We start from the raw sequence: 19,222 nt of genomic DNA, 5'->3' as shown, positions 1-19,222 counted from the left end.
CCCCGTTCGCGTACTGCGCGAGCGCGTTGCGGCCTCAGGCGCCGGGTTCGCCGGACGACGCCGAGCCACCACCCGGGCCCGGCGGCGCCTGCGACGTCGTCGACAGGATCTCCCGCGCCTGCTCGGCAGCCCGGGCGATGCTCTCGCCGACGAAGTCGACGAAGCGGCTCATGTTCTCGAGCCGCACGGCCGCGGGCGTGCCGCGACCGAGGACGGCGACGCCGGCCCTCGCCGTCTCGGCGAGCTGGGCGTTCGACCGCGCCGACGCGACCATCGACTGGTACCAGACGTCGGTGTCGGCGACGTAGCGCTCCCGCCTGCCCTCGCCGCGCTCCCGCATGACGAGCCCCTGGTTCTCGAGGTACGTGATCGCCTTCGAGATCGACCCCGGGCTGACCTGCAGGCGCTCCGCGAGCTCCGCAGCGGTGAGACTCCCGGCGTCGGCGGTGTAGAGGCACGTCAGCACGCCGGCCGCCATGCGCGGCAGGCCCGACTGCATGAGCAGCGCCGTGAACGACTCCTCGTAGGCCCGCACGGCCGCGGCGTCACGGCCGTCGGTCCGCACGTCCCGCGACGCACGCACGGCCGGTTCCCGGCGGCGGTGCGCCCGACGCTCGGTCGCGCGGTGGGCGAGGTCGGCCCGGTAGGCGGTCGGGCCGCCGTTGCGCATCACCTCGCGCGTGATCGTCGACGTCGGCCGCTCGAGTCGGCGGGCGATCTCCGCGTAGGCGAGGTCGTCGGCCAGGCCGAGCGCGATCTGCCGCCGCTCCTGCTGCGTGAGCCTGCCTCCCGGCATCCCTCGTCCCTCCGCCGTCGTCCACCGACGCCGCCACCGTAGCGTTCATCGCTCGCCATTGCAACGTAGGCGATACCCCTCATTGCATTGCTTTCTGGTTCAGTGCAACGATCTGTCCGGTGTGACCTGCAATTATGTGCGCGTGACGCAACATGATGGTTGCCTGAATAGCGAACGCAACGTAGCGTTTCTCATGTCAGAAACACCGGGTAGCAACCGAGCACAGGAGCTGAGCACGATGTACACGTTCGACACCCCCACCACCGTCACCGCCGTCATCGACGTCCCCGCCGGGCGCGTGCAGGTCATCGCCGCCGACCGCGCCGACACGACCGTCGACGTCCGGGCCGCCAACGCCGCGAAGGGTCGCGACGTCAAGGCCGAGGAGCGCACGACCGTCGAGCTCTCCGACGGCGTCCTCCGGATCGCGACGCCGACGAAGAACGAGCTCTTCGGCCCGTCCGGTGCGGTCGAGGTCACCGTCCAGGTGCCCGCCGGCTCCCGCGTGGAGGCGAAGGGTCCCGCGGAGCTGCGCGGCGTCGGCCGGCTCGGCGACGTCACGATCGAGAGCTCGTACGGCACGGTGAAGCTCGACGAGGCGGCGAACCTCCGCGTCACGGCCATCGCCGGCGACGTCACCGTCGGCCGCCTCACGGGCCCGGCGGAGATCAGCACGACCAAGGGCGACATCCGGATCGACGAGGCCACGCGCGGCAGCGTCGAGCTGCGCACCCAGGCCGGCGACGTCACTGTCGGCGCCGCCTCCGGCGTCTCCGCCACCCTCGACGCCGGCACGAGCTACGGCCGGATCGAGAACGCGCTGCAGAACACTGGCAGCGTCGAGCTCGAGATCCGGGCGACCACCTCGTACGGCAACATCTCCGCCCGCAGCAACTGACGCCGTCGCCCTCCGGGCTCCGGTACCCGCACCGAGGTGCGGATCTCCCGCCGAGTTCGCCTGTCACCTCGGGCGAGCTCGGCGGGAGATCCGCACCTCGCGGCATGTGAGCGACGTCTGCCGCGCCGCCGTCGGAGGTGGGGCGTAGCGTCGCGCGGGTGAGTCCGCGCCAGCGACGCGCCCTCGTCGTCGCGATCCTCGCCGCGTTCGTGCCGTTCCTCGACGGCGCGGTGGTCAACGTGGCGCTGCCCGCGATCGAGACGGAGCTCGGTGGCGGCCTCGTCACGCAGCAGTGGGTCGTCGACGCGTACCTCATCACGCTCGGCGCGTTCATCCTGCTCGCGGGCTCGCTCGCCGACGTGTACGGCCGCATCCGCATCATGACGATCGGGCTCGTGCTGTTCGGGGCGACGTCCGTGCTGTGCGCCCTCGCCCCGACCGCCGAGGTGCTGATCGTGGCCCGCGCGCTGCAGGGCGCCGCGGGTGCGCTCCTGGTGCCGAGCTCGCTCGCGCTCATCGTCCAGGAGTTCCGCGGCCAGGCCCAGGCGGCGGCGATCGGCACGTGGACGGCGTGGACGTCGGGGGCGTTCATCGCCGGCCCGCTGATCGGCGGGGTGCTCGTCGACGCCGCGTCGTGGCGCTGGGTGTTCGGCATCAACGTGCTGCCGGTGGCCGTGACGCTGATCCTGATGGCCGCCCTCCGCGGAGGCGACGCCGTCGAGGCCGGCAGGCGCATCGATGTCCTCGGGGCGGCGCTGGCCGCCGTCGGCCTCGGCGGCACGGTGGTGGCGCTCATCGAGCAGGCCCGGCTCGGGTGGACCCACCCCGTGGTGTGGGTCTCGCTCGTCGTCGGCGTCCTGTCGCTCGTCGGGTTCGTCGTCTGGGAGCGGCGCTCCCCCGACCCGATGCTGCCGCTCGCCCTGTTCCGGGCGAGGAACTTCGCGTGGGGGAACCTCGCGACGTTCGCCGTCTACGGGGCGCTCGGCGTCGGCTCGTTCCTGCTGACGCTGTTCGTGCAGCAGGTGGGCAACTACACGGCCACCCAGGCCGGGCTGGCGCTCCTCCCGCCGACGGTGCTGCTCCTGCTGCTCTCCGGCTGGTTCGGGCGCCTCGCCGGGAGGTTCGGCCCGCGGTTGTTCATGACCGCGGGGCCGCTCGTCGCCGGCGTCGGGTACCTCCTCATGCTGGGCACGACGGCGGAGGCCACCTACCTCACGCAGCTGCTGCCGGGCATCGTGGTGTTCGGCCTCGGTCTCGCGATGACGGTGTCGCCGCTGACGGCGGCCATCCTCGGCGCCGTCGAGCCGGAGCGCGCGGGCATCGGCTCCGCGGTGAACAACGCCGTCGCGCGCGTCGCCGGCCTGCTCACCGTGGCCGGGGCGGGGATCGTCATCGGCTCGACTCTCGACGTCGCCGCGTTCCACCGCTCGCTCGTCGCCACGGCCGTGCTGTTCGGGCTGGGCGGGCTGATCTCGTGGGTCGGGATCCGCACGCCGGCGCCCGCGCCCCCACCACCCACGGAGCCCGCGCCAGGAGCCGACTCCTCGAGTGCGTGATCCCTCGCGCCGCCGGCCGGCGTGTCGCGGGAGAGGTCACGCACTCGACGACGGTGGGGCGGCGTCCGAGCCCTCAGGACCGGGAGTCGGCTTCGGTGACCTGGCCCGGCTCTGCGGTGATGGCTTCACGCGCCGGGCGCCGGCGGTCGCGCACCACGAGGACGACGAGAGTCACAGCGGCGAGCGGGTAGACCACGGTCGTGAGGGCGTTCGCCGCGAGGGCGGGGCCGCTGTCGGACGTGTGGACGCCGGCCAGGAACGTCGAGTTGTCCCAGAGCGCGTGCAGCGCCATCGCCGCGATGATCGTTCCTGTCCCACGGCGAGCCAGGTAGAGGGCGGTGCCGGTGAGCGCTGCGAAGACGACCTGAAGGACGGCGCCCGGCTCGTTCAGCAGGAGGTTCGTGAGATGGAACCCGCCGAACCACAGCGTCGTCCAGAGGATGGCCATGCCCTCGGACCGTGCGCCCTGGCGCAGCGCCCGCAGGACGATGCCACGGAACAGCGTCTCCTCCGTGTACCCGACCAGCAGGCTCGCGAGCAGGACGGCGAGCACGTGCCCGGGCGTGAACCGATTCCAGTCGAGGCCCAGGAGATGCAGGACGGCGACGAGCGCCATGAGACCCGGCAGGATCCACAGGAACCAGCTCGTCGGCAGGCGGCGCGCATCCCGGAACACGTGGTCCCAGCGCGCCCAGACGAGGAAAGCGGTCAGCCAGACGGCACCCGCGGCGAGCGGTAGGACGACGGCGCGAAGCGCGGCCTGCGCACTGTCGAAGAAGTGTTCGTACCCCACGCCAGCGGCCTTCATCAAGCCGATGACGATCACGCAGTAGACGACGAACACCACCGCGGCGACGGGTACCGACGGCGTAGCGCGCCAGCGCGCGGTGGAGGGCTCCACAGGTGACGACATGACCATCCGTTCCTGGCGGGATGCCGCCGACCGCCAACGCTCTCGACCGGCGCCAAACTAACCGGCGCCGCGCGACGGCGCGACCGGCCGCGCCCCCGCCGGACCACCCACGGAGCCCGCGCCAGGAGCCGACTCCTCGAGTGAATGATCCCTCGCGCCGCCGGCCGGCGTGTCGCGGGCGAGGTCACGCACTCGGCGGTGGCGGGGCGGTGCCCCAGACCGCCAACTCAGGGCCAGCGGAAAGTGCGCCGCCACGCCCCGCCCGGTGCGGCGTCGTCGTCCACCGGCCGGGAGTAGACCACGCGCACCTGCCCGGCCGCGCTGGAGTGCCAGAACTCCACCTCGCGCGGAACGACGGCGTAGACCCGCCACGCGGCCAGCGTCAGGTCGGGATCGGCCTGCGCTCGGGCGAGCGCGTCCGCGTACGCCCGGCGGTGCGTGGCGACGTCGGCGAGCTCGTCCCCCTGGTGACCGGCCAGCGCGCTCGCCCGCGAGTACGGAGAGCGCGCCGCGAAGTCGGCGGCTGCGGCGTCGTCGCCGAGGTCGCGAACGGGGCCGACGACCCGCACCTGGTGGCCCAGCGCTGGCCACAGGAACACGAGCGCCGCCCGCGGGTTGTCCGCGATCTGCGCGCCCTTGAGGGAGTCCCGACGGGTGGCGAACGCCCAGCCGTGCGGGCCGACGTCCTTGAGGATCAAGGCGCGAGCGCTCACCTCGCCGTGCAGACCAGACGTCGCGATCGTCATCGCGTGCGGCGCCGGGACGCCGGCGTCGATCGCCTCGGTGAGCCATGCCGTGAACAGGTCCACGGGGTCGCCCGGGAGCGTGGCGACGTCGAGATCCTCCACCTCCGCGGGGATGGTGGGCAGGGCACGGAGTCGTTCACGCCAGGAGGTCACGGGCTCGACGGTAGCGGGCGCGCGCCCACGGAGTCGTCGCGACCGCCCTCAGCGGATCTCGAAGCCGCGCTCCCCCGCCGGTGGTTCGGACGTGACGACGACGTCCCGCACCCAGGCGCCCGGCGGCCCCTCGCGGAGCCACGCGAGGACGGCCTCGACGGCGTCCGGCGACCCCTCGAGCACGGCCTCGACAGCGCCGTCGCCACGGTTGGTCACCCAGCCGTCGACACCGTGCGACTCCGCGACGTGCTGTGCCGAGTACCGGAAGCCGACGCCCTGCACGATCCCCGTGACGACGGCCCGGCGGCGCACGCGCGAGCGGCCGGCACCCGCAGGGGCACCGGCCGCGTCGGCGTCGCGCACGTTCACGTCCGGAGGTTACGCCGCCACCCGCTCGCGCCGCGCGAGTCGCGCCTGCTTCGACGCCTTGATCGCGCCGTCGATCGAGTCCCAGGCGGCGATCACGATGACGGTGATCACGATGATCGCCGTCAGGACGGTGTCCACGTCGGTGGCCGAGTCGCCGGCCAGGGCGACGACGTCCGGGTTGAGCAGCCGACCGGACGCCGTCAGCCACACGGCTGGGACGGCGAACGCCACGTTCAGCGCCACCTTCACGGCGGCCAGGGGCCAGGTGAATCCCCGGCGGAACGTCGCCACCAGGAGTGCGATCTGACCGACGCCGACCACGGCGAAGTACAGCACCCAGATCGGCCACAGGTCCGACTGCAGCAGCGGGTCCACGGACGTCCAGGGCCACGGGGAGCCGAAGGTCCCCCACAGCAGCGCGCCGACGAGCAGCAGCTGGGTCACGGTCCCGCCGACGACGTCGCCGCGGGAGAGGCGGGAGGGGCCGGAGACGCCGCCCGCCGTCGGGATCTCGGGCAGGTAGTCCGGAGTCCACTCGACCAGCGGCTCCTTGACCGTGCGATCGAGGACGGCGAACACGAGCGTGGTCCAGAAGCCGATGTGCACGATGACCTGAATGACCACGCTGATGGTCTGCCCGATGATCGAGCCGACGCTCTCGCCCGAGATGGCCAGCCCGAGCGCGACGGCCGCGGCGACGCACGCCGGAACGATGGCCCACAGCAGCTTGAGCAACCGCCACCACTGGAGGTAGTGCTGCGGGCCGATCAGCTGCAACGGGCGGTCGATGTACGACGCCGCGAGGCGGGCTGGGTCGCCGAGCTCGAGCAGAGCAGCCCGTTCGGCGTCTCCCGCCTCGTCGGCGTCCTGCGCCTCGATGCGGTCGGCGACGAGCTCCCGCAGCTCGGGGTCGAGCTCGGCCCGTTGCTCCTCGGGGACCGTACGAAGGGCGGCGTACACGTAGCGGTCCGTGAGGGACTGCCGGCTCATGAGGGGTTCTCCTTCAGAAGGGATTCGATCGAGTCGTTCAGCCGTCGCCAGTCGGCGACGAGCGCGGCGGTGAGAGCCTCGCCCGCGGGCGAGGTGCGGTAGAACTTGCGGGGCCGCGCCTCGTCGGTGTTCCACTCGCTGACGAGAAGCCCCTGCTTCTCGAGGCGGCGGAGCAGCGGGTACAGCGTGCTCGCGTCGACGGAGATGCCCAGCCCGTCGAGCTGGTCGAGCAGCGCGTAGCCGTATCCGGCTTCACGCAGGCACACCAGGCTCGCGAGCACGACCGTGCCGCGGCGGAGTTCCTGCAGGTGCCCAGCGGACGTGTCATCCATGCTCATGTCCATCACCCTATTGTGTGTCACACACTATGGCAATACGCGGCATATGGCGTCAGGCACCAGGTGCCCAGCGCGGCGTCGTCGGGAGGGCGAGCTACGCCGTCGCGCCGCGCGCCCGCGCGGCCAGCGCGGTCATGGCCACGAGCTCGTCGCGTTCGTGCCACGCGAGCCGGCGCAGCACCTTGACGGTGCTCCACCGCCCCTCCGCGCCGACGTCGACCACGAGATCGGCGGGCATCGTCGCCACGGCCTCCCGCACCGCCGCGGCCGACGCGACCAGCTCCGCGCGCAGGTCCTGGAGGCGGGGCGGCGCCGGGATCCCGAGGCACGCGAGGTAGTACCTCGTCTCGCAGTCGGCGATGTGCCAGAACATCGCGCGCAGCGTTCGCCAGGCCGCCCACGCCGGCAGGTCGCGCTCGGGGTCCTCCCGGTCGAGCTCCGCCTCGCCGAGCGAGTCGAGCAGGGCGAGCGTGCGCGGGCGGACGTCGTCGAGCACCGCCTGCGTCGCGACCCGCTGCTCGGGGGTCGCCGGCAGGAGCTCCGGGCCGAAGAGCCGTTCCGTGCCGGTGGGTGCGGGTTCGAGCCGTTCGACGACGGCGGGGTCCACCACCACGCCGGCGTCCGTGAGGCGACGGCTCAGGTCGGCGAGCGCCGCGCCGTCGTCGGGCCCCTGGCCGACGACGCCCCATGCGGCCAGGTCGAACGTCGTGGCGCTCGCCCACCCGTCGTGCGCCATGCCGGCGCTCGGGTCGACGTACACCGCGACGCGCACGGGCTACGCCGAGGTTCCGGCTTCGAAGTCGGCGGTCAGCTCGGCGTGGACGTCGATGTCGTCGGGGCGGAGCTCGAACGCGCCCCCGCCGGCATCCGCGGCCATCGCTCGGGCGCCGAACGCCACGGGGCCGGGGGCGCCGGCGGACACATGGGGACGCAGCCCGTCCTCGTACACGGCGAGCAGCCGCACGGGGCCGAGGCCGAGCGCGTCCGCGTACGCCTGTGCCCGCGTGACGGCGTCCTGCGCCGCGGCCGTGCGGACCTGCGCGACGACGGCGTCGCGCCGCTTCTCGGTCAGCGCCCACTCGATGCCCTGCACCTGGATGCCCTCGAGAACCCCGACGTCCGACACCCAGGCGCCGAGTGCGGCGAAGTCGGCGAACTTGACGCGCACGGCCGCCGACGCGCGGAACCGACGGACCTTCACGCCGTCCTGGTGCGGCTTGGGCTTGACCCACTCGTCGTAGCTCCAGGCCACGACGCGGTCCGACCCCCACCACGTCGCAGCGCCGGCCGCCACGTGCTCCTTCGCCTGGGCGACGACGCTCCCGTGGAGCTTCTCCGCGGCGCGGAACACGTGATCGCGGCGATCGCCAGTGAACGTGATGGCGAGCCGGACGGTCCCGCGTTCGGCGGGGTGGTGCTGTACGGTGCTCCCGCTGACGGCGATGGTCGGCATGTGGGCCCTCCCGGCTCTCGTCGGTCGCGACCCGCGACCCGTGCCGCACGATACGCGTCCCGGTCTTCACGGGCACGGTCCGAGCGCGTGTGGGCGGCCGGCCCTAGCCTGGCGTGCATGGCACGCGCCCAGACGCCGCCCGTCGAGCTCGACGTGGCCGGCCGCACCGTGAAGGTCAGCAGTCCCGACAAGGTGCTGTTCGCAGGCGTCGGCGACGGCGTCACGAAGCTTGACGTCGTCCGGTACTTCATCAGTGTCGGCGAGGGGATCCTCGCGGCTCTGAAGGAGCGACCGACCACGCTCGAGCGCTGGCCGCAGGGCTACGCCGACGGGATGAAGCTCACGACCCGGCAGGGCGCCAAGGGCGACGGCTTCTACAGCAAGCGGGTGCCGCAGTACGCGCCGGACTGGGTGGAGCCCGTCGAGATCACGTTCCCGAGCGGGCGCACGGCCGAGGAGGTCTGCCCGAGCGAGCTCGCCGTCGTCGCCTGGGCCGCGCAGCAGGGGACGTTGACGTTCCACCCGTGGCCGGTGCGCCGTCCCGAGGTCGACTCCCCGGACCAGCTGCGCATCGACCTCGACCCGCAGCCGGGTACGGACTACGTCGACTCCGCCCGGCTCGCACCGCTCGTGCGGGAGGTCGCGGCGGAGGCCGGGCTCACAGCTGTGCCGAAGACGTCCGGCGGGCGCGGTGTGCACGTGTTCGCGCCGATCGAGCCGCGCTGGTCGTTCGTCGAGGCACGGCGCGCCGTCATCGCGCTCGGCCGTGAGGTCGAGCGACGCGCTCCGGAGCAGGTGACCACGAACTGGTGGAAGGAGGAGCGCGGCGAGCGGGTGTTCATCGACTTCAACCAGATGGCGCGGGACCGCACGATCGCGTCCGCCTACTCGATCCGGGCGAACGTGCGGGCCACGGTGTCGGCGCCGCTGCGGTGGGACGAGGTCGACCAGGTGCAGCCCGACGACTTCACGGTGCTGACGATGCCGGACCGGTTCGCGGAGGTCGGCGACCTGTTCGCGGGGGCGAACGGCGACGCCGACCACCCCGCGGGATCGCTCGACGTGCTGCTCGAGTGGGCGGCGCGCGACGAGCGCGACCACGGGCTGGGCGACCTGCCCTACCCGCCGGAGTACCCGAAGATGCCGGGCGAGCCGAAGCGCGTGCAGCCGTCGCGGGACCGCGACCGCCCGCGCGACGACTGACGGCCGCCCGGCTCCTCCGCACGACGAGGCGCACCGCGGCACCCGATAGCCTCGTCGAGGCCATTCGAGAACTCGACCGCGGCGGGGCACGCAGACTTGTGACGACACCACTCTCTGTGACGACGCCGTCGACGACGCCGTCCCGCCTGCCGTACCACGCGCTGATCTGGCTCGCCGTGGCCGCGTTCTCCACCGGCATCGACGGCTACGTGCTGGCCGGGCTGCTGCCCGCGATCGCCGGCGACCTCCAGGTCAGCGACTCGTGGGCCGGGCAGCTCGTCTCCGTGTTCGCGCTGACCTCGGCGCTCGCGGGTCCGATCCTCGGCGCAGCGACCGGCGGCTGGGAACGCCGTCGGACCATCGCGGCGTCGCTGGCCGTGTTCGTGGCCGGGAACCTGGCCGTGGCGCTCGCACCGAACTACCCGGCCGCGCTCGGCGGGCGCGTGCTGTCGGCCCTCGGCGCCAGCCTGCTGAACGCCGTCATCACGAGCTACGTGATCCACCTCGCGCCCGAGCAGCACCGGGGCCGGGCCCTCTCGTTCGTGCTCGGAGGTTGGATGGCGGCCACGGCGCTCGGCGTGCCGGTCGGACTGCTCCTCGGCCAGTCGAGCTGGCGGTTCCCCCTGGTCATGGTCGCCGTGGTCGGCGCCGTCGCTCTGGTCGGGATCGCGTTGCGACTCCCGCGTCTGACCCTGCCTGCCACCACTCTGCGCGAGCGGCTCCGGCCGCTGGGCCGCCCCCAGCTGGTCGGCGGCCTGCTCGTCACCACCGGGATCCTGTGCGCGAGCTACACCTGCTTCACGTACGCGGTCCTCATCCTGGGCCCGACGCACCCGGAGAGCTGGATGATCATCGCGATCATGTTCGGGTACGGCCTCGCCAGCCTGCTCGGCAACGCGTTCACCGGCCGCCTGGCCGACCGCTTCACGCCCGCGCGCGTCCTCACCGTGATCCTGGTGGGCCTGCTCCTGAACAGCGTGCTCGGTGCGGTGTCCTTCGCCGTCACGTCGCTGTCGGTCACGGCCGTGCTCGGTCTGGTGTGGTTCTTCGTCGCCGGCGTGGGCAACGGCGGGGCGGCCGTGCCGCAGCAGGCGCGGCTGGCCGCCATGGCGCCGGAGTCCGCGACCATGGTCATGGCGCTCAACGCGAGCGCGATCTCGCTCGGGTCCGCGCTCGGCGGCGGCCTCGGCGGGCTCACCCTGGCCGGCGGCCTCGAGCCGCCCGGTCTGCTGGTGGTCGCCGCAGTCGTGCTTGCGGCCACGCTCGCGCTGCACCTGGCCGTGGCCACGCTCACCGCGCGGCGCCGTCGGCTCGCCTGACGGCGCCCGCCCGCCAGCACACCTGCGGGGGGGGATCCGCGGCGTCGGGCACCGCCGAACGACCCCGTCACGCGACCACACCTCAGCCGCACCTGGCAGGCGAGCCCCAGCGCCGTGGGGTTCTACGAATCACTCGGCTTCGTCGCGGACCGCGTGGGCGCCTACCCCGAGTACCCGGGCTTCTGCCTCGACCTGCGCCCCTGAGTCTGAGGTTGCCAGGCGGAACACGATCCGCGGGTTTGGTGCTCCGGGAACCTGGTCGTTCTGGTCGCTTCGCCGAACCGCAAGACGACCAGAACGATCAGAACGACCAGAACGACCAGGTTCCCAGCAACGCATCCCGTCCCCACCGCAGACGACCAGAACGTCGACGCGCGCCGACCTGGCGACGTCGTCCCGGAGCGGTCAGCCGAGCGTGGCCCGGATGCCGAGGTAGGCCACGAGGCCGATCACCACGGCCCACGCGGCGACGGCGACGACTCCCCAGGCGAGGACCTTGCCGCGCGGGGCGCCGAAGCCGACCATCGCGGCTGCGGTCACGTGACTGGGCAGCAGGACCGGACCGAGCAGGCTCACGCCCGGCACGCCCCAGCGGTCGAACACGCGCCGCATGCGCTCCCGCTTCGGGTTGGCGTCCGACGTGCGGTTGCGCGTCACACCGGTGCGCACAGCTGACGTGATCCCGACGACGACGGCCAGCGCGATCGCGTTGCCGAGCACAGCGGCCGGGATCGCGACCGCCGGGTGGATGCCGGCGACGGTCCCGATGAGCGCCGCACCCTCGGCCTCGACGTAGGGGATCAGCCCGGCGAGCATCACCCCCACCCACCGGAGCAGCGGGGGCAACGACTCCGTGAAGTCCTGGAGGTTGACGATGAGGTCGGACATCGGGAAGCACACCTTTCGTTGGGGTTGCTCCCAGCCTCTCCGCGACGGCGCGACGGCAGTAGGGCGCCGTGTCACCGCTTCGTCCGCGGACCTCACCGCTCGGCGATGACATCCGTCACGACGGTGAGCCGGCCACCGCCCCGACCGGACGACGTGGCCTGGTCAGCCGGCCAGGCGGACGTCGAGCACCCAGGGTCGCCCCGGCCGCTCCGGCGGGGCGAGCGCCGTCGTGAACGCCTCCGCCACGGCGGGCACGAGCTCCTCGGGCTCGAGCGGACCCTGCGGCAGCCCGCACAGGTGGCGCACGAGCAACCCACGCGTCCGCTTCGCCTCGTACGGGGAACCGGGCACGCGCACGAGAACCCACCGCTCCGCGACGTCCGGCCCCGGCTTCCACAGCGAGGTGTAGCTGCTCGAGCGCACATCGACCAGGAGCTCGCGCCCCGCCGCCTCGTCGAGAACCGGGCCCAGCTCAGCGCGCCAGTACCGCTCGAGCCCGACGTCGAGCCCGTCCAGGAGCGCACACACGGGGAGCCGGAACGCGGGGACGGCGTCGTGCGCGCGGAGCGCGCCGAACAGCGACGACAGGATCACGATCCGCCGACCCGCCCGGCGCGCGGTGGTCGGGTCCCAGGAGGCGGCGTCGAGCCCGGCGTACAGCGCGCCGTGGAAGAGCTCGACGGCGGGCCGCGTCGGAGCATCCTCGACGTCGACGTTCGCCAGCACGTCCGCCACCGCACCGGCCGGCGCGCCCAGTCGGCGCAGCGCGTCCGGCCGGGTGCTCGTGGCGACCATGCCGCGCAGGACGCGCTCCCGGGCGTCCGTCAAGCCGGGGAACGACAGGTCCGCGAGGTCGAGCGGGTCGCCCGAACCCGCCGACGGCCGCGCCTGCGTCTCCGACGGTGGCAGCACGAGCAGCACGCGGCCAGCATAGGGACGCCGCCCCACATCTCACCCGTCGGAGGGAGTCGTGCGGTACACGCGTGGGGCACGCTGGCCGGATGACGACGACGGCGAGAGCATCCCGTGCGCTGCCCCAGGCGACGCGGTCGGGCCTGGTCCTTGGAGGCATCGCGTTCGCCGCGGCCGGCTCCCCCGTGTGGGGCGAGCCGGAGCTCGGATCGCCGACGTCCGTCGCCCAGGTCGCCGTCGCCGTGATCGGCGGCGCCCTGCTGCTCGTGGGCGTCGTCGGCCTCGGACGTTCGCGCCCCGCGACGTCCGGCCGGCTCGGCCGCTGGGGAACCGGCCTCGTCGTCGCCGGGCTGGCTGCGCACCTGCTCGGCTCCGCCCTCGGTGGCCTCGCACCGACATTGCCCGCAGGGGCCGCCGACGTCGTCGCCGTCGCCGCGATCCCGGCCTGGGCGCTGGCGCACCTGGCCTACGTCGGCACGACCCTGATCGGCGTCGCGACGTGGCGCTCGGGCGCGCTCCCCCGTCCGGTCAGCGCGTTGCTCGTCGCGTGCGCGCCGCTCGTCCTGGCCGGTGTGCCGGCGTCGCTCGCGCTCGAGCCGGCCGTCGGGAGCGGCGTGTCAGCGGTCATCGCCTGGATCGCGACGGAGGGGCAGCTCGGGCTCGGCTGGCTGCTCGTCGGCGTGACGGGCCGCCGGCCCGGCGCCGACGACGCGGGCGCCGGCTCGGCGCTCGAGCACTCACACTCCGGCTCCTTAGGGAAGCGACGTAGCGCCCGGGCACTCCCAGCCCCGAACGGGTCAGGGCGTGCGTCGCAACGACGCCGTCTTGCCCCGAGGCCGCTCCCATGGTTCACTACTTACGTAATGAACCCCCGAACGAGGAGCGGGCCCTATGTTCGACGGCCCTGAGCCCATCTACGTGCAGATCGCCGACATGGTCCGCGCGCAGATCCTCGCCGGCTCCCTCGGGGAGGAGGAGCAGGTCATGTCCACCACACAGTTCTCGACGACGTTCCGCATCAACCCCGCGACCGTCGCCAAGGCGTACGCGCAGCTGGTCGACGAGGGGCTCATCTACAAGCGCCGCGGCCTCGGCATGTTCGTCACGGTCGGCGCCCGCGAGAAGCTCCTCGCCGCTCACCGCGCGGCGTTCTTCGGCGAGGTCCTCGACCCGGCCCTCACCCAGGCCGACCTGCTCGGGATCTCCCGGGACGCCGTCGTCGCCCACATCCTCGGCACCAGCACCACGGAGAAGCCATGACACCCGCACCCTTCGGCGCCGAGCTGCGCGACGTCGTCGTGCGCTACGGAGACGAGCAGGCGCTCGACGGCGCCGATGTCGCGTTCCGGCCCGGCATCATCACCGGCCTGATCGGCCGCAACGGCGCCGGCAAGACCACCCTGCTCTCGCTGCTCGCGAGCCTGCGCCGACCGACGTCGGGCACCGTGCGGGTCGACGGCGTCGACCCGTTCGAGGACCCGCTCGTGATGGCAGGCGTGCACCTCGTCCGCGAGAGCGGCGACGTGATCGGGGACGAGCCCGTGCGCCGCACCCTCCGCTACTACGCGGCCACCCGCCCGAACTGGTCGACGGACCTCGCCGCCGAGCTGCTCGACGTCTTCGCCATCGTCACGAAGAAGTCCCCGAACTCGCTCTCGCGCGGCCAGCGCTCGGCACTGGGCGCCGTCCTCGGCCTGGCCTCGCGGGCCCCGCTGACGATCTTCGACGAGGTCTATCTCAGCATGGACGCCCCCAGCCGCTACGCCTTCTACGACGCTGTCCTTGCGGACTACGCCGAGCACCCGCGCACGATCATCATCTCGAGCCACCTCATCGAGGAGGTCGAGCGCCTCTTCGAGGACGTCGTCATCATCGACCGCGGCCGCGTGCTCGTGGCCGACTCCGCCGATGCGATCCGCGCCCGCGGCACCGGGCTGACCGGCCCTGCCGACGCCGTCGAGGCCATCGCGCGCGAGCACACGGTCCTCGCCCGGCAACGCCTGGGCGGGGTGGTCCGCGTGACGCTCGACGTCGCGCTCGACGACGACGCGCGCCGCGCCGTCCGCGCCGCCGGCGTCGAGGTCGACTCCGTGGGCCTCCAGGACCTGTTCGTCCACCTCACCCGCAAGGAGACGCCGTGAGCACGATCACCGCGTCGGAGCGCGCCGCAGCGGCGCGCCGTCGCGAGGCGTTCATGACGCGGCAGGTCGCTCTGGGCTGCCTGCGCAGCACGTGGGTGGTCTTCGCCGGCTTCTGGGTCGTCATGGTCATCGTGCTGGCCGTGCTGACGGTCGTGCAGGCGCGTACGAACGCCCTCGACGAGCCCGTCTTCGCGTTCCTGGGATCCTCGCGGTTCTTCCTGTTCGTGATGGGCATCATCCTCCCGCTGGCCCTGCTCGCCCCGCACGTCGTCGGGAGCGGCGGGACCCGGCGGTCCATCGTCCGCGGCCACTACGCGCTGGCCCTCGCGTCGGGCGTGACGTTCGGCCTCCTCGCCGTCCTGCTCACCCTCGCGGAGACGCGGATCCGGACGATGAACGACTGGCCGCTCGTCACCATCAGCTCGTCGGGACTCGCGGACTCGTCCGAGCCGTGGCTGATGTGGTTCGCCGAGTCCGCCTACAACGTCCTGTACTACCTCGTGGGGTGCACGGTCGGCACCGCGTACTACCGATGGGGAGGATGGCGCGGGACCGCGGCCCTCCCGCTCGCCCTGATCCCCGCCGCCGTGGCGGAGCTCGCGCTCCAGAACGAGTGGTACGGGGAGTGGTACGGCCAGTCGATCGCCGCCGCGCTCGGCATCGGAACACCCTCGGCCCCTGTCGCCGTCCTCGGCTCGCTCCTCGCGATCGCGCTCGCGGGCTGGCTGCTCCACGTCGTCGTACGCGACATCCCGATCCGCGGCTTCACCCCCTCCTGATCCCGCCATGTCGACGAAAGGCCGAGCAGTGAACACCGCCCCCTCCACGACCTCCGCCGTGGACCGCGCCGCCGCGGCGCGCCGGCGCGAGGCATCGATGGCCCGGCAGGTCGTCCTCGGGTCCCTCCGCGGGACGCTCCCGACCTACATCAGCTTCTGGGTCGTGATGGTCATCGTTCTGGTCGTCCTGACCATCGTCCAGGCCCGGACGGGTGCGCTCGAGGAGCCGGTCTTCGCCTTCATCGGGTCCGGCCGATGGTTCCTGTTCGTGATGGGGATCATCGTCCCGGTGGCGATGCTCGCCACGCACGTCGTGGGCGGAGGCGGGACGCGGCGCTCCGTGGTGCGCGGACTCTGGGCGCTGGCGATCGCCTCGGGCATCGCGTTCGGACTGCTCGCGCTGGTCATGACCATCGTCCAGAACGCGCTCTGGGCAGCGAACGACTGGCCGGACGTCTCGCTCACCGGGCGGAGCTACGTCGTCACGCAGCCGTGGCGGCTCGCGCTGTCCGAGACCGTGTGCAACGCCGTGTACTACGTCGCCGGCGCCGCCGTCGGCACCGGGTACTACCGCTGGGGCGGATGGCGCGGGACAGCCGCCCTGCCGCTCGCCGCCGTTCCCGCCGTCGTGGCGGAGGTCACGCTCCAGGGAAGCTCGTACGGCGAGCCGCTGGCCCGCGCGCTCGGCATGGCCGCGTTCTCCGTCCCCGTCGCCGTCGCCGGCTCGATCCTCGCGACCGCGCTCGCGGCGGGACTGCTCCACCTCATCGTGCGCGACATCCGCATCCGCGCACTCACGTCGTCCTGATCCAGCCCCGAAAGAAGAGGTTCACCATGGCTCGTCACCACGCCGACGACGGCGTCCCGCCCGTCGTCGAAGTCCGTCACCTGCGCAAGTCCTACGGCGAGAAGGTCGCCGTCCAGGACGTCAGCTTCGCCGTCGCCCCCGGGGAGATCTTCGGGATCCTCGGGCCGAACGGCGCCGGCAAGACCACGACCGTCGAGGCGATCGCCGGCCTGCGGCACGCCGACTCCGGCGACGTCCGCGTCCTCGGCATCGACACGCAGGCGGAGCCGGACCGGATCCGCACCGCGCTCGGCATGCAGCTGCAGGAGTCGGCGTTGCCCGAACGCATCACCGTGCGCGAGGCGATCGACCTGTACGGGTCGTTCTACCCGGACCCCATGCCGACCGAGCAGCTGATCGACATGCTCGACCTGCGCGACCGCGCGGGCGCCCGGTACGCCGCGCTCTCGGGCGGGCAGAAGCAGCGGCTGTCGATCGCGCTCGCGCTCGTCGGCCGCCCCCAGGTCGCGATCCTCGACGAGCTGACCACGGGCCTCGACCCCGCCGCACGCCGCGCGACGTGGGACCTCATCGAGACCGTCCGGGACTCCGGCGTGACGATCCTGCTCGTCACGCACTTCATGGACGAGGCGGAGCGGCTGTGCGACCGGCTCGTCGTGATCGACGGCGGACGCATCGTCGCCGAGGGCTCGCCGGCGGAGCTGGTGTCCGGCGACGGCGAGCTGCGCACCATCCACGTCCGTCTCGCCGAGGCGCCGTCGGCGGCCGTCCTCGAGGCCCTGCGCGCCGCGCCCGACGTCGCCACGGTGACCGGCGACGGCCTCGACCTCGAGATCCGCGGTGGACGGCGCGTGCTGCCCTCCGCCGTCGCCGCCCTCGACGCCGCCGGCATCGTGCCCGAGTCCCTTCGGACCGGCGCCCGTTCGCTCGAGGACGTCTTCGTCGGGCTCATCAGCCACGACGACACCCCCGCCCAGGAAGGAGCCCACCCATGACCACGACAACTGTGCCCGCCGGCCCCCGATCCCGCCGCGGCGGCATGCCCGGCCTCGGCCGGCTCGTCCGCACGGAGGCCAAGCTGTTCGTGCGCAGCCCCGGCGACGTGTTCTTCGCGCTGATCTTCCCGACGGTCCTCCTCGTCGCCGTCGGATTCGTCATCCCCGGGATGCGCGAGACGATCGTGGAGCCCGGCTCGCCGTACGACGGCCTCCAGGTCATCGCGACCTACGCCCCGGTCGCGCTCGCCGCGGCGGCCGCGACGGCGTCCCTCATGTCGTTCCCGGTCGTCATCGCCACGTACCGGGCGCAGGGCGTCCTGCGGAGGCTCTCGACGACGCCGATGCGTCCCCAGGGCGTGCTGCTCGCTCAGGTGACGATCGCGATCGTCGTCATCGCCGTCGCCGCCGCACTCGCGATCGCCGCCGGGTTCCTGGCGTTCGACCTGCCGGTGATCGACAACCCGCTGATGCTCGCCGTCGGCGTCGCCCTCTCCGCGCTCGCCTGCCTGGCGATCGGCATGCTCGTCGCGGCGATCGTTCCCACGATCTCGCTCGCCAACGCGGTCGCGTCGCTGCTCTACTTCCCGCTGCTCTTCCTCGGTGGGATGTGGCTGCCGCTGCCGCTCATGCCCGACGGTCTGGCGAGAGTGGCGTCCTTCTCCCCGCTCGGCGCCGGAGTCGAGGTCATGAGCGCTGCGTGGATCGGGGCACCCGTCCCCGGGGCGCAGGTCCTCGTGCTCCTCGCCTACCCCGTGGTGCTGCTCCCGATCGCCGCGAAGGTGTTCCGCTGGAGCTGACCACCCCGGCGGCGCGCTCGTTCAGAGCGCGCCGGTGAAGCCCGGTGCCGCGGTCGGGGCACCGGGCAGCAGCTCGGCGAGGTCGTAGCCCACGGCCTCGTCGAGCTGTGCGTACGTGCACGAGGTCGGCTCCCGGTCCGGGCGCCAGCGCTTGAACTGCGCCGTGTGGCGGAACCGGTCGCCCTCCATGTGGTCGTAGCCCACCTCGAGCACGCGCTCCACGCGCAGCGCGGTGAACGACAGGTCCTTCCCGGCGTTCCACCGCGACACGGCGCCGGGCCGCCTGCTGCCCTCGGGCTGCTGCCAGTTGCCCCACGGGTGCTCGTCCCCCTCGCCCACGCGCAGCTCCTGCAGCTCGTCGTACAGCTCGGCCCGGCGGGCGGCCGGGAACGACGCCGAGACGCCCACGAACCGCAGGTCGCCGCCGTCGTCGAACAGGCCGAGGAGGAGGGAACCGATGAGCGGCCGCTCGTCGGTCGACGTCTTGTGGAGGCGGTACCCGGCGAGGGCGACGTCGGCCGTGCGCTCGTGCTTGATCTTGAGCATCGCGCGCTTCCCGGGTTCGTACGCGCCGTCCAGCGGCTTGGCGACGACGCCGTCGAGCCCCGCCCCCTCGTACGTCGTGAACCACTCGCGGGCGACGTCGGCGTCGCGCGTGCGCGGCGTGACGTGGACGGACGGGCCGTCGAGGCCGAGCTCGTCGAGGGCGGCCGCGCGCTCCGCGAACGGGCGTTGGGTGAGGTCGTCGTCGCCGAGCGCGAGCAGGTCGAACACCACCAGCGCGGCCGGCGCGTGCTCCGCGAGCATCTTCACGCGCGACGCCGCCGGGTGGATGCGCTGCCCGAGGAGCTCGAAGTCGAGGCGTCCGCCGCGCGAGAGCACGACCTCGCCGTCGACCACGCACCGCGCCGGCAGCTCCGCCTTCACGGCGTCCACGATCTCCGGGAAGTACCGCGTCATCGGCTTGCCGTTGCGACTCTGCAGCTCGACGTCGCCGTCGTCGGCGAACACGATCGTGCGGAAGCCGTCCCACTTCGGCTCGTACGCGTACCCGCCGGGGACGGCGTCGGCGTCGGGAACGCCGCGCACGGACTTGGCGAGCATCGGGTCGATCGGCGAGGTCAGCGGCAGGGCCATGCGGGACATCCTCGCGCGCGCAGCCGCC

General features: G+C 73.0%; 22 protein-coding genes. 11 read left to right on the top strand and 11 right to left on the bottom strand.

The window, feature by feature from the left end:
• Window positions 1-34 precede the first annotated feature (34 nt).
• Entirely contained in the window at window positions 35-796 is a 762-nt protein-coding gene (locus BCAV_RS23595; protein ID WP_012725544.1) for a GbsR/MarR family transcriptional regulator, read from the bottom strand.
• A 238-nt stretch (window positions 797-1,034) separates the two neighbouring features.
• Here BCAV_RS23595 and BCAV_RS02520 point away from each other — a divergent pair, with 238 nt between their 5' ends.
• Both BCAV_RS02520 and BCAV_RS02515 read left to right on the top strand, forming a co-directional pair.
• A complete protein-coding gene (locus BCAV_RS02520) occupies window positions 1,035-1,694 on the top strand; it encodes a DUF4097 family beta strand repeat-containing protein (RefSeq protein ID WP_012725543.1) in 660 nt (219 codons plus the stop codon).
• A 158-nt stretch (window positions 1,695-1,852) separates the two neighbouring features.
• Window positions 1,853-3,250, top strand: coding sequence for an MFS transporter (locus BCAV_RS02515; RefSeq protein WP_012725542.1), 1,398 nt, complete (start codon window positions 1,853-1,855; stop codon window positions 3,248-3,250).
• A 73-nt stretch (window positions 3,251-3,323) separates the two neighbouring features.
• On the opposite strand, the gene BCAV_RS21335 is transcribed toward BCAV_RS02515, so the two are convergent.
• From BCAV_RS21335 to BCAV_RS02480, 7 genes are all read right to left on the bottom strand, one after another.
• On the bottom strand, window positions 3,324-4,163 hold the full coding sequence (locus BCAV_RS21335) for a CPBP family intramembrane glutamic endopeptidase (protein ID WP_012725541.1): 840 nt from the start codon (window positions 4,161-4,163) through the stop codon (window positions 3,324-3,326).
• Between the two features lie 227 nt (window positions 4,164-4,390).
• Complete coding sequence (locus BCAV_RS02505) at window positions 4,391-5,062, bottom strand: pyridoxine/pyridoxamine 5'-phosphate oxidase (protein WP_012725540.1); 672 nt, start codon at window positions 5,060-5,062, stop codon at window positions 4,391-4,393.
• 48 nt (window positions 5,063-5,110) lie between these two features.
• The gene (locus tag BCAV_RS02500; protein ID WP_342617339.1) at window positions 5,111-5,431 is read right to left on the bottom strand and encodes an acylphosphatase; all 321 of its coding nucleotides are present in this window, start codon (window positions 5,429-5,431) and stop codon (window positions 5,111-5,113) included.
• Between the two features lie 9 nt (window positions 5,432-5,440).
• The gene (locus BCAV_RS02495) at window positions 5,441-6,421 is read right to left on the bottom strand and encodes a hypothetical protein (protein WP_012725538.1); all 981 of its coding nucleotides are present in this window, start codon (window positions 6,419-6,421) and stop codon (window positions 5,441-5,443) included.
• A complete protein-coding gene (locus tag BCAV_RS02490; protein WP_012725537.1) occupies window positions 6,418-6,759 on the bottom strand; it encodes a PadR family transcriptional regulator in 342 nt (113 codons plus the stop codon). The genes BCAV_RS02495 and BCAV_RS02490 overlap by 4 nt, the downstream gene beginning before the upstream one ends.
• A gap of 94 nt (window positions 6,760-6,853) precedes the next feature.
• Window positions 6,854-7,531 carry a DinB family protein gene (locus BCAV_RS02485; RefSeq protein WP_012725536.1) on the bottom strand — a complete coding sequence of 226 codons (678 nt, stop codon included), beginning with the start codon at window positions 7,529-7,531 and terminating at the stop codon, window positions 6,854-6,856.
• A 3-nt stretch (window positions 7,532-7,534) separates the two neighbouring features.
• A complete protein-coding gene (locus BCAV_RS02480; protein ID WP_012725535.1) occupies window positions 7,535-8,212 on the bottom strand; it encodes an SIMPL domain-containing protein in 678 nt (225 codons plus the stop codon).
• A 117-nt stretch (window positions 8,213-8,329) separates the two neighbouring features.
• On the opposite strand from BCAV_RS02480, the gene BCAV_RS02475 reads away from it, so the two are divergent.
• On the top strand, window positions 8,330-9,415 hold the full coding sequence (locus tag BCAV_RS02475) for a DNA polymerase domain-containing protein (RefSeq protein WP_012725534.1): 1,086 nt from the start codon (window positions 8,330-8,332) through the stop codon (window positions 9,413-9,415).
• Window positions 9,416-9,531: 116 nt separating this feature from the next.
• Entirely contained in the window at window positions 9,532-10,734 is a 1,203-nt protein-coding gene (locus BCAV_RS02470; RefSeq protein ID WP_012725533.1) for an MFS transporter, read from the top strand.
• 405 nt (window positions 10,735-11,139) lie between these two features.
• Here BCAV_RS02470 and BCAV_RS02465 read toward each other — a convergent pair whose 3' ends face one another.
• Together BCAV_RS02465 and BCAV_RS02460 are read right to left on the bottom strand one after the other, a co-directional pair.
• A complete protein-coding gene (locus tag BCAV_RS02465) occupies window positions 11,140-11,622 on the bottom strand; it encodes a hypothetical protein (RefSeq protein ID WP_012725532.1) in 483 nt (160 codons plus the stop codon).
• Between the two features lie 162 nt (window positions 11,623-11,784).
• The gene (locus BCAV_RS02460) at window positions 11,785-12,543 is read right to left on the bottom strand and encodes a YaaA family protein (protein WP_012725531.1); all 759 of its coding nucleotides are present in this window, start codon (window positions 12,541-12,543) and stop codon (window positions 11,785-11,787) included.
• Window positions 12,544-12,623: 80 nt separating this feature from the next.
• Here BCAV_RS02460 and BCAV_RS02455 point away from each other — a divergent pair, with 80 nt between their 5' ends.
• Genes BCAV_RS02455 through BCAV_RS02425 form a run of 7 tightly spaced genes read left to right on the top strand, consistent with a single transcriptional unit; the run spans window position 12,624 to window position 18,057 of the window.
• Window positions 12,624-13,442 (top strand): hypothetical protein, encoded by an 819-nt coding sequence (locus BCAV_RS02455; protein ID WP_012725530.1) that lies wholly within the window; start codon window positions 12,624-12,626, stop codon window positions 13,440-13,442.
• Window positions 13,426-13,794 carry a GntR family transcriptional regulator gene (locus BCAV_RS02450; RefSeq protein ID WP_012725529.1) on the top strand — a complete coding sequence of 123 codons (369 nt, stop codon included), beginning with the start codon at window positions 13,426-13,428 and terminating at the stop codon, window positions 13,792-13,794. The genes BCAV_RS02455 and BCAV_RS02450 overlap by 17 nt, the downstream gene beginning before the upstream one ends.
• Window positions 13,791-14,675 (top strand): ATP-binding cassette domain-containing protein, encoded by an 885-nt coding sequence (locus BCAV_RS02445; protein ID WP_012725528.1) that lies wholly within the window; start codon window positions 13,791-13,793, stop codon window positions 14,673-14,675. The genes BCAV_RS02450 and BCAV_RS02445 overlap by 4 nt, the downstream gene beginning before the upstream one ends.
• Complete coding sequence (locus BCAV_RS02440) at window positions 14,672-15,454, top strand: hypothetical protein (RefSeq protein WP_012725527.1); 783 nt, start codon at window positions 14,672-14,674, stop codon at window positions 15,452-15,454. Before BCAV_RS02445 ends, BCAV_RS02440 begins: the two co-directional genes overlap by 4 nt.
• Before the next feature lie 28 nt (window positions 15,455-15,482).
• Window positions 15,483-16,262 carry a hypothetical protein gene (locus tag BCAV_RS02435; RefSeq protein ID WP_043346460.1) on the top strand — a complete coding sequence of 260 codons (780 nt, stop codon included), beginning with the start codon at window positions 15,483-15,485 and terminating at the stop codon, window positions 16,260-16,262.
• Window positions 16,263-16,288: 26 nt separating this feature from the next.
• The gene (locus tag BCAV_RS02430; protein ID WP_012725525.1) at window positions 16,289-17,257 is read left to right on the top strand and encodes an ABC transporter ATP-binding protein; all 969 of its coding nucleotides are present in this window, start codon (window positions 16,289-16,291) and stop codon (window positions 17,255-17,257) included.
• The gene (locus tag BCAV_RS02425) at window positions 17,254-18,057 is read left to right on the top strand and encodes an ABC transporter permease (RefSeq protein ID WP_012725524.1); all 804 of its coding nucleotides are present in this window, start codon (window positions 17,254-17,256) and stop codon (window positions 18,055-18,057) included. Before BCAV_RS02430 ends, BCAV_RS02425 begins: the two co-directional genes overlap by 4 nt.
• Window positions 18,058-18,078: 21 nt before the next feature.
• Here BCAV_RS02425 and BCAV_RS02420 read toward each other — a convergent pair whose 3' ends face one another.
• The gene (locus tag BCAV_RS02420; RefSeq protein WP_012725523.1) at window positions 18,079-19,194 is read right to left on the bottom strand and encodes an ATP-dependent DNA ligase; all 1,116 of its coding nucleotides are present in this window, start codon (window positions 19,192-19,194) and stop codon (window positions 18,079-18,081) included.
• Window positions 19,195-19,222 lie beyond the last annotated feature (28 nt).

The organism is Beutenbergia cavernae DSM 12333 (assembly GCF_000023105.1).
Lineage (GTDB): Bacteria > Actinomycetota > Actinomycetes > Actinomycetales > Beutenbergiaceae > Beutenbergia > Beutenbergia cavernae.
This window is presented reverse-complemented; position numbering and strand designations above follow the sequence as displayed.

Bases quoted from the DNA above. Each gene is read 5' to 3' on its own strand.
- BCAV_RS23595 (WP_012725544.1), bottom strand. From the start codon at position 796: ATGCCGGGAGGCAGGCTCACGCAGCAGGAGCGGCGGCAGATCGCGCTC.
- BCAV_RS02520 (WP_012725543.1), top strand. From the start codon at position 1,035: ATGTACACGTTCGACACCCCCACCACCGTCACCGCCGTCATCGACGTC.
- BCAV_RS21335 (WP_012725541.1), bottom strand. From the start codon at position 4,163: ATGTCGTCACCTGTGGAGCCCTCCACCGCGCGCTGGCGCGCTACGCCG.
- BCAV_RS02495 (WP_012725538.1), bottom strand. From the start codon at position 6,421: ATGAGCCGGCAGTCCCTCACGGACCGCTACGTGTACGCCGCCCTTCGT.
- BCAV_RS02490 (WP_012725537.1), bottom strand. From the start codon at position 6,759: ATGAGCATGGATGACACGTCCGCTGGGCACCTGCAGGAACTCCGCCGC.
- BCAV_RS02480 (WP_012725535.1), bottom strand. From the start codon at position 8,212: ATGCCGACCATCGCCGTCAGCGGGAGCACCGTACAGCACCACCCCGCC.
- BCAV_RS02475 (WP_012725534.1), top strand. From the start codon at position 8,330: ATGGCACGCGCCCAGACGCCGCCCGTCGAGCTCGACGTGGCCGGCCGC.
- BCAV_RS02465 (WP_012725532.1), bottom strand. From the start codon at position 11,622: ATGTCCGACCTCATCGTCAACCTCCAGGACTTCACGGAGTCGTTGCCC.
- BCAV_RS02455 (WP_012725530.1), top strand. From the start codon at position 12,624: ATGACGACGACGGCGAGAGCATCCCGTGCGCTGCCCCAGGCGACGCGG.
- BCAV_RS02450 (WP_012725529.1), top strand. From the start codon at position 13,426: ATGTTCGACGGCCCTGAGCCCATCTACGTGCAGATCGCCGACATGGTC.
- BCAV_RS02445 (WP_012725528.1), top strand. From the start codon at position 13,791: ATGACACCCGCACCCTTCGGCGCCGAGCTGCGCGACGTCGTCGTGCGC.
- BCAV_RS02430 (WP_012725525.1), top strand. From the start codon at position 16,289: ATGGCTCGTCACCACGCCGACGACGGCGTCCCGCCCGTCGTCGAAGTC.
- BCAV_RS02425 (WP_012725524.1), top strand. From the start codon at position 17,254: ATGACCACGACAACTGTGCCCGCCGGCCCCCGATCCCGCCGCGGCGGC.
- BCAV_RS02420 (WP_012725523.1), bottom strand. From the start codon at position 19,194: ATGGCCCTGCCGCTGACCTCGCCGATCGACCCGATGCTCGCCAAGTCC.